This window comes from Enterobacter sp. SCRI0065 (assembly GCF_059766475.1).
In genome coordinates, this window is the sequence record NZ_JCBAJB010000001.1 from 144,459 (window position 1) to 159,804 (window position 15,346).

14 protein-coding genes are annotated in these 15,346 nt (G+C 54.8%); 9 read left to right on the forward strand and 5 right to left on the reverse strand.

From position 1 onward, the window contains the following. Positions 1-7: 7 nt before the first annotated feature. A complete protein-coding gene (yczR, locus tag AC6EMZ_RS00690; protein ID WP_498400453.1) occupies positions 8-1,429 on the reverse strand; it encodes a MocR-like transcription factor YczR in 1,422 nt (473 codons plus the stop codon). 84 nt (positions 1,430-1,513) lie between these two features. Here yczR and yczE point away from each other — a divergent pair, with 84 nt between their 5' ends. The 4 genes from yczE to AC6EMZ_RS00710 all read left to right on the forward strand — a co-directional run bounded on the left by yczE (position 1,514) and on the right by AC6EMZ_RS00710 (position 6,873). Beyond that, on the forward strand, positions 1,514-2,125 hold the full coding sequence (gene yczE / locus AC6EMZ_RS00695) for a membrane protein YczE (RefSeq protein WP_498400454.1): 612 nt from the start codon (positions 1,514-1,516) through the stop codon (positions 2,123-2,125). Positions 2,126-2,201: 76 nt separating this feature from the next. After that, complete coding sequence (locus AC6EMZ_RS00700) at positions 2,202-3,269, forward strand: LacI family DNA-binding transcriptional regulator (protein WP_498400455.1); 1,068 nt, start codon at positions 2,202-2,204, stop codon at positions 3,267-3,269. A gap of 103 nt (positions 3,270-3,372) precedes the next feature. Next, entirely contained in the window at positions 3,373-6,459 is a 3,087-nt protein-coding gene (locus AC6EMZ_RS00705; RefSeq protein ID WP_498400456.1) for a beta-galactosidase, read from the forward strand. 60 nt (positions 6,460-6,519) lie between these two features. Further along, a complete protein-coding gene (locus tag AC6EMZ_RS00710; protein ID WP_498400457.1) occupies positions 6,520-6,873 on the forward strand; it encodes a DUF1428 domain-containing protein in 354 nt (117 codons plus the stop codon). Between the two features lie 33 nt (positions 6,874-6,906). Here AC6EMZ_RS00710 and pdeB read toward each other — a convergent pair whose 3' ends face one another. After that, positions 6,907-8,466 (reverse strand): cyclic di-3',5'-guanosine monophosphate phosphodiesterase PdeB, encoded by a 1,560-nt coding sequence (pdeB, locus tag AC6EMZ_RS00715; RefSeq protein ID WP_498400459.1) that lies wholly within the window; start codon positions 8,464-8,466, stop codon positions 6,907-6,909. A 94-nt stretch (positions 8,467-8,560) separates the two neighbouring features. Between pdeB and AC6EMZ_RS00720 the strand changes: the two genes are divergently transcribed. Further along, positions 8,561-9,280: a GntR family transcriptional regulator gene (locus tag AC6EMZ_RS00720; protein ID WP_498400460.1), complete on the forward strand. Its 720-nt coding sequence runs from the start codon at positions 8,561-8,563 to the stop codon at positions 9,278-9,280. Here the strand turns inward: AC6EMZ_RS00720 and AC6EMZ_RS00725 are convergent. Next, complete coding sequence (locus AC6EMZ_RS00725) at positions 9,268-10,467, reverse strand: enolase C-terminal domain-like protein (RefSeq protein WP_498400462.1); 1,200 nt, start codon at positions 10,465-10,467, stop codon at positions 9,268-9,270. The genes AC6EMZ_RS00720 and AC6EMZ_RS00725 overlap by 13 nt on opposite strands. A 279-nt stretch (positions 10,468-10,746) precedes the next feature. On the opposite strand from AC6EMZ_RS00725, the gene AC6EMZ_RS00730 reads away from it, so the two are divergent. From AC6EMZ_RS00730 to ykgO, 3 genes are all read left to right on the forward strand, one after another. Continuing rightward, on the forward strand, positions 10,747-12,123 hold the full coding sequence (locus tag AC6EMZ_RS00730) for a PTS transporter subunit EIIC (protein WP_498400464.1): 1,377 nt from the start codon (positions 10,747-10,749) through the stop codon (positions 12,121-12,123). A 92-nt stretch (positions 12,124-12,215) separates the two neighbouring features. Continuing rightward, positions 12,216-12,476, forward strand: a complete 261-nt coding sequence (locus AC6EMZ_RS00735; protein ID WP_498400466.1) for a type B 50S ribosomal protein L31 — start codon at positions 12,216-12,218, stop codon at positions 12,474-12,476. A 2-nt stretch (positions 12,477-12,478) separates the two neighbouring features. Further along, positions 12,479-12,619: a type B 50S ribosomal protein L36 gene (gene ykgO / locus AC6EMZ_RS00740; protein ID WP_003859006.1), complete on the forward strand. Its 141-nt coding sequence runs from the start codon at positions 12,479-12,481 to the stop codon at positions 12,617-12,619. Here the strand turns inward: ykgO and AC6EMZ_RS00745 are convergent. Beyond that, positions 12,616-13,326 (reverse strand): GNAT family N-acetyltransferase, encoded by a 711-nt coding sequence (locus AC6EMZ_RS00745; RefSeq protein WP_498400467.1) that lies wholly within the window; start codon positions 13,324-13,326, stop codon positions 12,616-12,618. The genes ykgO and AC6EMZ_RS00745 overlap by 4 nt on opposite strands. Positions 13,327-13,426: 100 nt before the next feature. Here AC6EMZ_RS00745 and pdxR point away from each other — a divergent pair, with 100 nt between their 5' ends. Further along, entirely contained in the window at positions 13,427-14,887 is a 1,461-nt protein-coding gene (pdxR, locus tag AC6EMZ_RS00750) for a MocR-like pyridoxine biosynthesis transcription factor PdxR (RefSeq protein ID WP_498400468.1), read from the forward strand. Here the strand turns inward: pdxR and AC6EMZ_RS00755 are convergent. Beyond that, positions 14,859-15,326 carry a YlaC family protein gene (locus AC6EMZ_RS00755; RefSeq protein WP_498400469.1) on the reverse strand — a complete coding sequence of 156 codons (468 nt, stop codon included), beginning with the start codon at positions 15,324-15,326 and terminating at the stop codon, positions 14,859-14,861. The genes pdxR and AC6EMZ_RS00755 overlap by 29 nt on opposite strands. Positions 15,327-15,346 lie beyond the last annotated feature (20 nt).

Genomic DNA, 15,346 nt, shown 5'->3' on the forward strand with positions numbered 1-15,346 from the left:
TTTTATTTTAAATAAAACCTCGCTTCAATACGCCTTCCGTTTGATTTAACGTTCCCCACAGCGGTTTGATTTGCAAAAATGCACGCTCAAGTTCGATGGGATCCAGCGAGAAAGGCATACGCAGATAACGGTCGAAGGCTCCAGAAAGACCAAAGCGTGTGCCGGTCCCCAGATGAATTCCCTGGGTTTGTGCCCTGGCGGCAAGCTGGGAAGCGACCATGCCGGGGAGTTCGACCCAGTACGACAGCCCGCCTTCTGGCTCATGAAAATGCCATTCTGGAAAATGCTCGCGCATCAGCGCACTACAGCGATCCCGGCGTTCCTTAAGCATTTGCCGACGCGTGGGCAGGAAAGTAGCAGAGTGCTCAATCAACCACTGGGTCGCCAGCTGTTCTAACAACGGGGAACCCAGATCAAGCGTGTCGCGCGTCTGAGCAAGCGTGGCAATGGTGCGCGAAGAGGCACGAATCCATCCCAGGCGTAATCCTCCCCAAAAACTCTTTCCCGCTGAACCCAGGGTAATTACCGTGGCTTTTGGGTTAAATGCGGCTAATGGCAAAGGTGGTGGGGCATCAAACCACAGGTCCACCATCGTCTCATCGACGACCAGCGTGGTGCGCGTTTGTGCCGCAATATCGGTTATTGCACGGCGGGTGGCGGTATCCATGCAGCGCCCGGTGGGATTATGGAAATCGGGCATCAGGTATGCCAGACGTGGTGCAGTTTGCGCCAGCGTAGCCGCAAAGCCGTCGGTGTCCCATCCTGATTCGGGGAGGGATACGCCAACGGGTCGGCAGGACGCGCCCTGAATAGCGGCGATGGCCAGCGGGTAGGTCGGATGATCAACCACCACGCGATCGCCCGGTCCCGTTAACATCCGTAAAACCAGAGCAAAACCGCTGACCGCACCGTTAACGACCATCACCTCGTCGGCGCGGGTCGGTAATCCGCGCTCGGTGTAGCGGGCGGCAATCGCCTCGCGCAGCGATAGCAAACCTAACTGATCATAGCCAGTATGGGACAAATGGTGCGTTATTGCGGTCAGCGCGTGAGTGTAGGCCTGGTGAATTTCAGGCCCAGCGCTAAGGGCGGCGGTAGAGAGATCCAGCGCGGCACTGGCAACCGCACCGGTCGGGATCGTACGGCTATCCGGCAATATCACCCGCGAGCCGCTGCCGTGTCGACTTTCCAGATAACCCGCTTCACGCAGATGAGCTAACGCGCTACCGACGGTGGTGCGGCTGACATCTAAAGCCGTTGCCAGCTCTCGTTCGCCGGGCAGGCGGGTATCTAACGCCAGCCTGCCATCAAGGATCAGCAGACGCAGCGCATCCGCCAGCTGACGCCAGAGCGGAGTGCGGGAAGAGGCTTGCTGCCAGTGCCCCATAAGACGCACCAGAGACTGACTACCAAAGCGACGAGATGACATATGTAGTCCACTATTTGAAAACTGGACATTAATCATAGGACCAATTCGAGCGAAGATGAAAGCATAAACTTCAGGAGAAAAACCATGCTGCGTCGCTTACTGCAACTTTACATCGGACTGGGATTTTACGGATTATCCACCGCGATGTTCGTCCGGGCCGATCTTGGTGCCGATCCGTGGAACGTGTTCCATCTTGGCGTAGCAAAGCTGCTGGCGATGGATATTGGTACGGTGATGATCCTGACCGGTGCGCTGGTATTGTTGTTCTGGATCCCACTGCGCCAGCGGCCTGGGCTTGGGACGATCAGTAACGTTATCGTTATTGGGCTAGCTGCCGACGCCGCACTCGCTGTACTCCCTGAGATGAGTTCGCTGGTAGCGCGCAGCGTTCTGCTGGGTGCTGCGGTAGTGGTCAATGCGCTGGCGACCGGGATGTACATTGGCGCAGGATTTGGATCCGGACCGCGTGACGGGCTGATGACCGGTATCAACGCCCGCACAGGCTGGTCCGTTCGCAGCGTTCGTACTGCCATCGAAATATCCGTGTTGCTGATTGGCTGCGCGCTGGGTGGAACGTTTGGGGTGGGAACGGTGCTGTATGCGCTCGCCATCGGCCCACTCATCCAGATTTGCCTGCCGTGGTTTCGTCAGAAGCCGAAAATGAGCATAACGCCACAGCCCGAAAGCGTTGTTTGATTTTGCGAAGCGCTCACATGCTTTAGCCGCGACACTGTGCCAGAATGGCGGGCTCTGCCCAACTGATGTCTAAAGTATGAAAGCGATAACGCTCTATGACGTCGCCCGCCTGGCGGGCGTTTCCTATCAAACCGTTTCACGCGTGATAAACGATGCTGAGCATGTCTCCGATCGCACACGAGAAAAGGTGCAACAGGCGATGGCCGAACTGCATTATGTGCCCAACCGAGGGGCGCAGCAGCTGGCGGGTAAACGCACCCGAACGCTAGGATTGATAACCACCGATCTGGCGCTGCATGCACCGTCGCAAATTGCGTCGGCGGTCAAGTCTCGTGCTGGTGAGCGCGGGGCTGGCGTGCTTATCTCAATGGTGGAACACCCGACGTTTTGCGAGGCGGCTCTTCAGGAGTTGCTGGCGCAGCGCGTCGAGGGTTTGCTGGTCAACGTCCCGCTTGACGATGCTGATGCCGAACGAATTCGTCGGCTGGCCGCACCGGTTCCCGTTCTGTTCCTCGATGTTTCTCCTTGTGCAGACGTTCACAGCCTGGCATTTAACGCCGGGCAGGGCGCAGCGTTGGGGGTAGAACACCTTCTGGCGCTCGGGCATCAGCGCATTGCTTTACTCAGCGGGCCAGAAAGCTCGGTCTCTTCTCGTGCTCGTCTCGCGGGCTGGCAGGCGCGTCTGGCGCAGGCCAATATGTCGCCTTGCGCAATGGCTCATGGCGACTGGAGCGCGGCTTCTGGCTACGAAAAAGGACATCAGTTGCTGGCGGGGGCGACGCTTCCACACGCCATTCTCGTTGCTAACGACCAGATGGCGCTTGGCGTGATGCGCGCCTGTGCCGAGAAAGGCGTGTCGATTCCGGGACAGATTTCGGTGGTCGGTTTCGATGATACCACCGACAGCGCCTGGTTTTCTCCGCCGTTAACAACGATCCGCCAGGCCTTTCGTGACGCCGGAGAGCGCAGCGTCGAGTGGTTACTTTCTCCTTCGGAGGACTCGCTTTGGCAGGTGCAGCTTCCCGTTACGCTGGTGGAGCGTCACTCCAGCGCGCAGCATTCGCCGCAGCAGGCCGATCGAGAGGATCTCGCGCGGCAGCTAAAATCACTGGCACTTATTGCCGAGCAGTTGGCGCGACGCTAAACCTTTTGTGATCTGACTCGCTTTGCCGCCTTTCGATCCTTTACCGACCTTTATAATCAGGGCATGGTATCTAAAATTGTGAGCGCTTCGCAAAGAGGTCAATATGTTCGCCAAACCCACACCTTCTCTTCGTCAACTGTTAGCCCGTCGTGACTGGGAAAACCCAGGCGTCACCCAGTGGCATCGCCTGGCGGCCCATGCGCCTTTTCATAGCTGGCGTGATGAAGCATCCGCAAAAGATGACGCAGGATCCTTGCGTAAGCGTTCACTGAACGGCGACTGGACGTTTAGCTATTTCGCTGCGCCCGAGCAGGTTCCCGACGGCTGGATAACGGAAGACTGTGCTAATGCGGTAGTCACGCCGGTGCCATCAAACTGGCAGATGCAGGGCTTCGATACGCCCATTTATACCAACGTGACCTATCCCATTGCCGTGAATCCACCGTTTGTCCCTGAGGAAAACCCCACCGGTTGTTACTCGCTCACATTTGATGTGGATGCGCACTGGCTGGAGAATGGGCAAACGCGCGTGGTCTTTGACGGCGTAAACTCGGCATTTTACCTGTGGTGCAACGGCGAATGGATCGGCTATTCGCAAGATAGTCGTCTGCCCGCTGAATTTGATCTCAGCGCTGTGCTGCGCCCCGGTAGCAACCGTCTGGCAGTGCTGGTGCTACGCTGGTGCGACGGAAGCTATCTTGAAGATCAGGATATGTGGCGCATGAGCGGTATTTTCCGTGACGTCTCGCTGCTGCATAAACCCGAAACGCATATCGCCGACTATCACGTCGTCACCGAACTGAACGCCGATTACGATCGCGCCAAATTGCAGGTTGAAGTGGCTCTCGCTGGACGAGAGTTTGCCGATGGCGAAGTGGCATTAACGCTATGGCGTGACGGCGAATCCGTGGCGACGGCCACAGCAAAACCCGGCTCGGCGATAGTTGACGAGCGAGGAGGCTGGGCTGAAAGACTCAACGTTTCTCTACCCGTGGCTAACCCGGCGCTGTGGAGTGCTGAAACGCCCGTGCTGTATCGCCTGACCATCGCCCTGCGCGACGGGCAGGGAAGGGTACAGGAGGTGGAGGCCTGCGATGTTGGTTTTCGCCGTGTAGAAATCAGCAACGGGCTGCTGAAAGTAAACGGTAAGCCTTTACTCATTCGCGGCGTTAACCGTCACGAGCATCATCCCGAGCATGGACAGGTGATGGATGAAGCCACCATGCGTCGTGATATTGAACTGATGAAGCAGCATAACTTTAACGCCGTACGCTGTTCCCACTATCCGAACCATCCGCTGTGGTACACGCTCTGCGATCGCTACGGCCTGTATGTGGTCGATGAGGCCAATATTGAAACTCACGGCATGGTGCCGATGAGTCGTCTGGCTGACGATCCCCGCTGGCTGCCCGCCATGAGCGAACGGGTGACGCGCATGGTGCAACGCGATCGCAACCATCCGTCCATTATCATCTGGTCGCTGGGCAATGAGTCTGGTCATGGGGCAAATCACGACGCGCTGTATCGCTGGATTAAAGCCACCGATCCTACGCGTCCAGTGCAATATGAAGGCGGGGGAGCAAACACGGCGGCGACCGATATTGTGTGCCCGATGTATGCTCGCGTCGATCAGGATCAACCTTTCCCGGCCGTGCCAAAATGGTCGATCAAAAAGTGGATCGGCATGCCGGATGAAACCCGTCCGCTGATCCTCTGCGAGTATGCTCATGCTATGGGAAATAGCTTCGGCGGTTTTGCAAAATACTGGGATGCATTCCGCAAACATCCGCGCCTGCAGGGCGGTTTTGTCTGGGATTGGGTCGATCAGGCGCTGAGCAAAAAAGATGACGACGGCAAGCTATTTTGGGCATACGGCGGTGATTTTGGTGATACGCCTAACGACCGTCAGTTTTGCCTGAACGGGTTGGTTTTCCCGGATCGCACGCCGCATCCGGCGCTGTTTGAAGCGCAGCGTGCGCAGCAATTTTTCACCTTTACGCAGGTGAGTGCATCGCCGCTGGTGATTGAGGTGCAAAGCGATTATCTCTTCCGCCACAGCGACAATGAGACTCTACTCTGGAGTGTTGCCCGCGATGGCGATGTGCTGGCAAGTGGCGAGGTCGCGCTGAATATTGCGCCGCAGGGAACGCAGCGAGTGGAAGTAGCACTGCCAGAAATGACCGCAGGACAAGGCGAAGTATGGCTGAATGTGGATATCGTCCAGACAGAAGCCACGCCGTGGTCGCCAGCGCATCATCGTTGCGCCTGGGATCAGTGGCAACTTCCCACTCCGCTGTTTATCGCTTCACCGGTTTCCGCTACCGAAAAACCAGAATTGATCCTCCAGGAAACGACTCTGGAAGTTGTGCATCAGAAGCAACGATGGGTATTCAGCCGTGAAAGCGGAAATCTGGAACAGTGGTGGAATACGGGGGTTGAAACGCTGCTGGCTCCGCTGGTCGATAATTTTACCCGCGCGCCGCTCGACAACGATATTGGCGTGAGCGAAGCCACCCGGATCGACCCGAATGCCTGGGTCGAACGCTGGAAAGCGGCGGGCATGTACGGTCTGGTGCCGCGTCTGCTGCACTGTGAAGGCGAACCGTTGGCGGGCAGCGTGATTATCACGACTCTGCACGCGTGGGAGTATGAGGGTAAGCCGCTATTCCTGAGCCGAAAGGTCTGGCGAGTCGATGGCAACGGCGTATTGCACGGTGACGTACAGGTGCAGGCGGCATCCGATATCCCTGAACCTGCGCGAATCGGGCTGAGCGTTCAGCTCAAGCAAGCCCCGGAATCGGCAAGCTGGTTGGGGCTCGGGCCACATGAGAACTATCCGGACAGAAAGCTGGCAGCGCAGCAGGGACGCTGGACGTTACCGCTCTGCGATCTGCACACGCCGTATATCTTCCCAACGGAAAATGGACTGCGCTGTGATACTCGTGAACTGCTCTTTGGCGGGCATCAGTTGAAGGGGGCGTTTCACTTCTCGCTTAGCCGCTACAGCCAGCAGCAGTTGCGTGACGTCTCGCATCATCACCTGCTGAAAGAGGAGCCTGGCTGTTGGTTGAACATCGACGCGTTCCACATGGGCGTGGGCGGTGATGATTCCTGGAGTCCCAGCGTTTCACCTGAATATCTCCTGCCACAAAGTTCGCTACGTTACGCGTTTAGCTGGCGACAGGACTAAACTTAATCGTCTGTGGCGGTCACGCCTGGTGGCCGCCCGCTCACTTCGGAGGTTTGTCTCATGAAGTATGTCGATGGTTTTGTGGTTGCCGTTCCTGCGGAAAATAAGGAGGCCTATCGCGCGATGGCGGCAAAGGCGGCACCGCTGTTTAAGGAGTTCGGCGCCACGCGGGTTGTGGAGTGCTGGGCCGATGATGTTCCGGACGGCAACGTCACCGATTTTCGCATGGCGGTAAAAGCGGAAGACGGTGAAGAGATTGTCTTTAGCTGGATTGAATATCCGTCGAAAGCGGTGCGCGATGAAGCGAACAAGAAGTTGATGTCTGACCCACGGATGAAAGAATTTGGCGAGTCGATGCCGTTTGACGGCAAGAGAATGATTTACGGCGGATTCGCGCCGTTACTGGACGAGTGATCGCTCGCGCCCGGCTGCGCGCCGGGCGACTTCTCACTCTTGCTCTAAATTATGTTCAGCCCAGAGAATAAACTCCGCTTTTGGCAGAGCCTTGCTGTACAACCATCCTTGCCCATACTGAACGCCGTGACGTCGCAACCATTCCAGCTGTCCTTCGGTTTCAATGCCCTCTGCGACCATGTCCAGATTCAGCGATTTCGCCATTTCAATGATATGCGGGGTCACGTTTTTATACTCAAGCGCATCCACAAACGACTTATCAATTTTCAGCGTATCGACATCCAAATCCTGAAGATAACTGAGGCTTGAATAGCCCGTTCCAAAATCGTCGATATAGACCGGATGGCCGGAACGGCGGAATCGAGCGATGGCCGGTACGCTGATTTTCGGGTCGGCAAAGCCTCGTTCGGTAAGCTCCAGAGCGATTTGCTTTGGGGGAATTTGCCAAAGATTTAGCAGGCGGCCCAGCAAAGGCGGCAGCTCGGCGGACACCAAATCGGCGGGCGCGAGATTAACAGAGATATGTTGGTCTGGATGATGGTGCAGCCATTCACCCATATCTTCGAATACTTTTTCAATGACCAGTTTGGTTAATCGGGACGTCAGCCCCGTTTGCTCGGCCAGCGGCACGAAAATATCCGGCGACAGAAGGCTGCCGTCGGTTTGCGGCCAGCGAGTGAGGGCTTCGGCTCCGGTGATTTTGCCGCTGTCTAGTGCCACGATCGGCTGATAATGAACGACGAATTCGCGGGCATTAATGGCATCCATAAGGCGGTTACGTGGCGATTGCAGGCGGCGCAAAATACGCAGCACGAAAATCGCTGCCAGCAGACTCACCAGGCTGCCGAAAGGTAGCCAGAACAACAGCTGCTGATGCCAGCTTTCTTTAAGTGGATTCAATGATGCCCAGGCCACCACAGAGAAGCGCAGATCGGGGACTTCTTTCACCACATATATCGACCCTCGGGACTGCAAAGGAGTAAGATTTTGATGCTGCAATTGCTCCCAGATGCGCTGTTCCAGCGGGCTGCTGCTGGCAAAGATCAGATTACTGTCATTGCCGACCAGAGCGGCTTCAATTGGCCAGGCACCGAAGGGGATCACGTCGATCAGCGACGACGGGTCGATCATCACGACGTACTGTTTTGTTCCTAGCACCGCCATATAACGATTAATGCCTAAATCGTTCTGTCGCGTTAGCCACGCGTCGTATCCATCTGGGGTGACTCTCATGGGCGGAGGGAAGGCGGGCGCTTTGCTGACCTGCTCCAATGACGAGCAAACAGGCTTCAGATTATCGATGTACATCACTTCCTGGACGTAGCGCCAGGAGAAGGCCACTCTGCGCATTTCGAGCAGGTGTTCGTGGCTACAGGGTTCGCCTTTAAAAGCCTGTAATTGCGTTAAGGCTTCTTTGGCCTGACTGACCACTCTGTTGGTGCGAATCAGCACGCGCGAAGAATAGCGGTCCAGATCCTGGACAAACTTTTCTTCCGCCTGCCGATGCGCAAGCCAGACGCTCAGGCAGATAGGGATCAGCACGGAAAATATCAGTATTCCAGTCACCAGGCTGACTAAATGTCGGGTTGTCATGCTACGGATTCCTTGCTGAAGTGCTGAAACACATCGCCCTGAAATGATAATCTTACAACATGCCGTGGCGATTGATTTCATTCAGGTAAGCGCAATGAAAAAAAAAGAATTTGTGACGCAAGATCTGCTCAGCAAAATTTACCAGGACACGACGCCAGGACCGCGAAAACTGTCGCCGGAAAGGCAACTGGCAGAAGAGTACGGCGTGTCACGGTTTACGATCCGTCAGGCGCTGGAAAAATTAGTCAGTATTGGCGTGGTGCGGATTGTGCAAGGTTCGGGGATCTGGATCAACGAGCAAGCGCGTAATAATCCTCTGGTTTATAACTCGATCACGGAAAAGCGCTTCGATCAGATACGTTACCGCATGATTAGTCTGCATAAAAAGCGGCCCGATCGTGCGGCGCAGCAAATATTTGGCATCGATGAAGAGAGTTTTATCTGGCATTTTTGTCGGCTGCGCTATGTCGACGAGGTGCCAGTTCAGCTCGAAATCTCCAGTATGCCGGTGGCTGATTTTCCCGATCTCAATCAACAGGCGATAGAACGCTCAATCCAGCAGTATGTCCTGAGCAAGGGAATGGTTATCTCTCACATGCTCACTACCTATCGCGCCATGAGCGTCAGTCGTGAACAGGCGACGATGCTGGGCTGCAAAAAAGGCAGCCCAGCGATGCATATCAATAATCGCGGGATCCTTGATGGCGGGCGCGTATTTGAGGTGAGCGATATCATCGACATCAACTACACCTGCACCTACGTTATCCCTTATAACCGCGATAATTTAACCTGGCGGCAAAATCAGGGCGTGTGAATCGCGCCATCCGGCAGGCGGCTTTGCGTCCACTCGTGTGGACGATAAATAACAGGATGCGCCAGCGCGAGCTGCTCGTTAAACCCCACACCAATTCCTGCTGCCTGTGGCGGGTAAACAAAGCCCTCTTTTACCTCAGGTGCGCCAGGGAAGACGTTATCGGTTGTCGCCGAGCGGGGAATGAACTCCTGAATCGCCGCGTTATGCAGATGAATATTCAAATGGGTATTCACCGCCACGCCAATCGGCGTCATATCGCCAGGACCATGCCAGGCAAGACGCACGCCAAAGGCCTGACAAAGGTGTGCCAGCTTGAGCGCCGGAGTGATGCCCCCAATTTGCGAAACGTGGCAGCGAATAAAATCGATACGACGATTCACAATCAGGTCGTGCCACTCGGCAGGGTTATTGAACAATTCGCCCATCGCCAGCGGAACGCAGCTATGCTGGCGTACCTGCTCCAGCCAGGCGCTTTGCTGCGGCGGCAGGATATCTTCGATGAAGTAGGGCTGGAAAGGTTCGAGCTGCTTCGCCAGTTGTACGGCCTGCTGCGGGAACAGTCGCTCATGGACATCGTGCAGCAAATGCAGCTTCCAGCCGTATTTTTCGCGCAAGGCACGGAACATCTCGACGGTGTTAGCCATGTATTCGTGCTGATCGAACCAGGCACCAGGCGTAGGGTTTTCAGGAGAGTGAAGATCCGAAGGCGTGCCGCCGTAAAACCCCAACTGGCAGCGAATATGACGATATCCTTGCGCCAGCAGCGCATCGACGGAGGAAAACAGATCTTTCAGCGTTTCTCCGCTGGCGTGGCTGTATGCCGGGATCGCGTCGCGGGATTTACCGCCAAACAGTTGATACAGCGGCATGTTGGCCATCTGGCCTTTAATATCCCACAGGGCCATGTCCACGCCGGAGATAGCGTTATTCATCGCCGGACCGTTTCGCCAGTAGGCGTTAACGTTCATCATCTGCCACAAATCTTCGATATTGCTGGCATCACGCCCAATGAGCAGAGGCTTCAGATACTCATCAACCAGCGTTTTGACTGCCAGCGGGCGCTGCTGAAAGGTCGCGCAGCCGTGGCCAGTGATGCCTTGTTCGGTGGTCACTCGTACGGTGACCAGGTTGTGCCGGTCGGGACGGGTAATAAAACACGCGATATTTTTGATAATCACAGGCGTCACGAAATAACTCCTTTGCTGCGCTGTGGGAATACGTTATGGCGAATATCATCGCTCTAAAAATGTGGGTGGGTAAACCGTTTTTTATGATATTTATTTTGGTCAGGTATTCTCTGGTAAAACAATTAAAAACCAGACCAATTTGACCTGATTAAAGATTTTTAGTCCTTTATCGTGGGTAAGTGTGAGCGGTATCAAGTTTTATTGGTTTGTTTTGTTATGTGCGTTTAATTATCCTTCATAGCTACATTAAAACGACAACAACATCCGGCAGGAGTTTTTATGGGGACGCAAGAAGCCATCAACAATATTATTCGTCTGGTTGGCGGTCAGGGGAATATCAATAAAGTCTGGCACTGCATGACGCGACTACGGTTTGATCTTATCGACGATGATAAAGTCGATCAGAACGAGATAAAAAAACTGCCGGGCGTGTTGGGCGCGCAGCTACAGAGCGATCAGTTCCAGGTTATTATTGGACCAAAAGTGAACAGCTGGTACGAGCAAATGCTCAATGTTCTGGGTGATAACGAATCCGCAGCGCCTGCCGCCGCCAAAGGGCGTAAGAGTCTGGTATCACTATTTATGGATACCGTTTCGGGTGTTTTTGGCCCGATAGTCCCGGCGATTGCGGGAGCAGGGATGATCAAAGGCCTACTGGCCGGACTGATTGCTCTGAAAGTCGTTTCAGCGAAAAGCGATACCGTGATGGTTATCGACCTTATTGCCAGCGGCGTTTTTTATTTCCTGCCCTTTTTCCTGGCCGTGTCGGCTGCGAAAATTTTTAAAACCAACGAATATCTGGCGGCAGCCGTCGCCGCTTGTCTGATGTACCCGTCATTGATTGACGCTGCTAAAGCGCTGGCGACGCATCAGGAAGGAGCCGTCAGCGCGCTGTGGCTACTGAATGCTATTCCGGTATCGGTGTTTAACTACTCCGCCAGCGTGATCCCGGTGATCTTCTCTATTTTGGCGTTGAGCTACATCCACCGCTGGGTCGATAGCATTATGCCGGACGTGTTGAAAACGGTATTTACGCCAACGCTCACGCTGTTTATCGGCGCACTGGCTGCGCTGGTGGTGATCGGCCCTATCGGTATCTGGTTGGGTAAAGGGTTGGCGCTGTTTATCGAAGGGCTGTTCAGCGTGTCGGCAAGTTTCGCCGGGCTGGTGGTGGGGGCGATTCGCCCGGTGGCAATCCTAACGGGGATGCATCATGCGATGACGCCGATTGCGTTGCAAAACTTTAGCGATCGCGGATACGACATGCTGATGCCAATGATGTTTATGGCAAATATGGCGATTGCCGGCGCAACTTTTGCTATCTGGCGCTTAAGTAAAGATCGCCAGGATAAAACGGTCACGCTCTCGGCGGCTATTTCCGCGCTGCTGGGCATTACGGAACCGGCGCTGTTTGGCGTACTGACCCGCTACAAAAAAGCGTTTATTGCGGCCACGGTTGCGAGCTCGCTGGCGTCGGCGTTTATCGCCTTCTTTGGTGTCCGGCTGTACGGCTACATTCTCTCAAGCATCTTTAGTTTACCTGCGTATATCGGACCTTATTTCATCTTTGCGCTGGCAGGCGTGGTGATGGCGCTGGTGCTGTCATTTGTCTTAACCACCATGCTGGTGGGCAAAGAGCAGGCGGCAGAAAAATAATCTCGCCCCCGTCCACCTGGATGGGGGGTTGTTTTTGTTCAGTGACTCGGATAGACTTTTGTTATGTTATAACAAAACATATCGAGCCTAAGATGAAACCTGATATCCATCCGCACTACCGTACCGTCGTTTTTCACGACACCAGCGTTAATGAATTCTTCAAGGTGGGTTCGACGATTAAAACCGACCGCGAGATTGAACTCGACGGCGTGTCTTATCCGTACATCACCCTTGATGTCTCGTCGAAATCGCATCCGTATTACACCGGCAAGCAGAAAACCTTCTCTAATGAAGGCAGCACTGCGCGCTTCCGCCAGCGGTTTGCTGGTTTCCTGAATGCGAAACGAGGTTAACCATGCAGGTACTTAACTCACTGCGCAGTGCCAAACAACGTCATCCGGACTGCCAGATTGTCAAACGCAAGGGGCGGCTTTACGTGATTTGTAAATCCAACCCCCGTTTTAAGGCCGTCCAGGGCCGTAAGAAAAGACGTTAATCAATCGCTTTGCGCCACCTTTCCAGGGATTTTTTCTGCTCGCCGTCATCGGTAAAATTGTCGGCGGCGAGCCAGTTCTGCAATGCGCGCGCTATCCCTTGCCATTCACTGTCAATAATCGAAAACCAGTCGGTGTCGCGGTTATGCCCTTTGATGACCAGCGCCTGACGAAAGCGGCCTTCATACTGAAAACCTAAACGCAGCGCCGCGCGGCGGGAAGGCTCATTCAGGCTGTTGCATTTCCATTCGTATCGACGGTATCCGAGCGTCTCAAACACGTAACGCATCAGCAGGTACTGTGCTTCTGTAGACATCGGCGTGCGGCTGAGTCGCGGTGAAAAGTGAACATGACCGACTTCCACCACGCCATTTTTGGCATCAATTCGCATCAGCGCGAGCGTGCCCACCGGGGCGTGAGTTTTATTGTCGATAACCGCGAAGTGAATAGGATCGGCAAGCGCGCTGACGCTGGCGACCCATGCGGTAAACTCTTCACTGCTCGCATCTGGTTCACGCAGTAACCATGTCCAGCTCCGGGTATCTTCCGCCTGCTGGTAGGCGCTAAAAAGCGCGTTGGCGTGCTCTACCCGCAGGGGTTCAAGCGAGCAGGTGCGACCTTTTAGCGTCACTCGCTCAGGATGCTGGCACGGTTGCCAGTCTACAAGTGCATCGCCGATGTGTTGTCCAAACTGATTGATTTGACTCATTTTGTTTTCCGTCGCTGTGATGAGAACTCCAGATTAAGGAAATTATGGTTCCTTAAAAAGAGCCACTGTATGATGTTGTGGTGGTACCACGGAGGCAGGCATGAATATTCCAGGCGATGAGTTTTATGCATTACTGAATGAAGCGCTGCAAAAACGCGGCGAAGAGACGCTGCAGCGCACGCTTTATCACGCGCTGCGCGATGCGGTGCTTAACGGCAGAATACAGGCAGATAGTCGTCTGCCGGGATCCCGCGTCATAGCGCAACAGTTGACGATGTCGCGTAATACCGTCAACGCGGCGCTAGAGCAACTCACCCTCGAAGGTTATCTACTGCGTAGCCGCCAGGGAACGCGTGTCGCGCAGCTTGCCCATCGTGATATTGCGCAGTCATCGTATGCACCCGGGGTAACGTTAGCGCAACGTGTCGCAAAACTTCCCGCGCCAACACCAAGAGGGACACCGGTTCCTGCTTTCACGCCGGGGACCCCGGCGATTAACTATTTCCCATTGCCCTTATGGCGACGCCTGTACGATCGCGTGTTGCGCGAAGAAGGAAGTGCGCTGTTAGGCTATGGCGATCCGGCTGGAGAAATAAGTCTGCGCGAGGCAATCGCCCGTCATCTGGCGCTATCGCGTGGAATTGACTGCGATGCCAGCCAAATCATCATCACCGAAGGCGCGCTGGAAGGGTTGAGTTTATGCACGCTCTTACTCAGTGAGCCGGGGAATATCGCCTGGATAGAAGATCCCGGCTATGCCGGAGCGAAAAGTGCATTCACCAAAGCGGGCTTATCCATGGTCGGCATGCCGATTGACGGCGAGGGAATGCGCTGGGATGGGCAAGGTGAGTGCTCACCGACACTGATATTTACCTCTCCGTCGCACCAGTTTCCTTACGGAAGCGTGTTAAGCGCCAGCCGACGACTTGCGCTGCTGGAATTTGCCCGCACGCAGGGTGCGTGGATAATCGAAGATGATTATGACAGTGAGTTTCGCTACAGCGGCGAACCGATTCCCGCCATGTTGGGGATGATGAAAAATGCGCCGGTCGTCTATGTAGGCACCTTCAGCAAAACATTATTTCCAGCATTGCGTACCGGATTTATGGTCCTGCCACCGGCATTAGCCTCTGTCGTGAAACCTGCGATAGGGTCGCTGCTTCGCGGTGGGCATCGTGCTGAACAGCGTACGCTGGCGCTGTTTATTGAGGAGGGACATTACGCGCGACATCTTGCGGCCATGCGCCGTCTGTATCGCAAGCGCTACAAACAGTTGCGGGAAGTTCTTAACGCCGAGCTTCACGTTGCGCACCGCGTTTTGGCCGGGGAAGGCGGAATGCACCTGACGGTGGCGATAGACGGTATAGATGACAAAGCCGTGGTGCAGCAGAGCAAATTCTTTCAGCTGGCACCTGCGGCGTTAAGTGGCTATTACCTTGACGTATCGCAGGGGCAGTCGGGGCTGGTTCTGGGCTACGGTAATACCTCTGCGTCGCAATTTGCGCCTGCTATCAGGCGCTTGCAGAGTATTATTATGCAGCTGCGGGGCGCGAAAGGGTGAAGACGTCGTAGAACGACAGTTCGCCTTTAGTGGCGATCATTTTCTGCAGTTTTGCCTTTTGTTCTTCTTCGACATTCGGAGAGTGCAGAATGTTTTTCAGTAATTCCTCTGGTACATAGCGTGTGTTGTACCATTCGCCGTTATAGCAGACGCGAAAATCAAGCACGTCGATATCTTCGTAGCGATAGCGAGGATTAACGTCAAAGAAGAAGAACACGTTAAAGACGACAAACAAAACCACCAGCAGCCATACTGAATCAACAAGGGTTTCGGACAGCAGCATCACGGCCAGCGTCGCCAGTAAAGCGGCATACATGGCTAAAAATAAGCCCGGGTGTTTACGGATAAAGCTGATGCTAAAGCGCGGGCGATTGTCACGCTTTTCGCGGGAGTTAAGATCGTCGATGGTTTGAGTAAGCAGGCGCTGTATCTCTGTCATTTATTGCCTTCATGAATTCT